The sequence below is a fragment of the Mucilaginibacter sp. L196 genome, assembly GCF_009765905.1.
Lineage (GTDB): Bacteria > Bacteroidota > Bacteroidia > Sphingobacteriales > Sphingobacteriaceae > Mucilaginibacter.
The window spans coordinates 1-298 of the sequence record NZ_LMUO01000018.1 but is presented as its reverse complement, the minus strand read 5'-3'; the positions used below and the strand labels follow the sequence as shown (position 1 = coordinate 298).

Genomic DNA, 298 nt, shown 5'->3' with positions numbered 1-298 from the left:
CCCGGTCTTCCATTGCGGATCGCCTTTTTCATTATCCTTGCCTTCCGGCAATCGGTGGGTATAGTGGAGAATAACGGATTCGAACCGTTGACTTTCCGGAGTTTTCCGGAATGATCCAGCCCCTATGGCTGATTTCCTGTTTTAATTATTTTAAGAATAACATATAACGCAGCTTGTCTTACGCTGATAAGACCGTTTGTTGAATACTGCTCCAGAAAGGAGGTATTCCAGCCACACCTTCCGGTACGGCTACCTTGTTACGACTTAGCCCCAGTTACCGACTTTACCCTAGGACGCT

1 rRNA gene is annotated in these 298 nt (G+C 47.0%); it reads right to left on the bottom strand.

Going from position 1 to position 298, the window contains the following annotated elements:
* Window positions 1-215: 215 nt before the first annotated feature.
* Window positions 216-298 (bottom strand): 16S ribosomal RNA (locus GSQ74_RS16335); the annotation flags it as partial.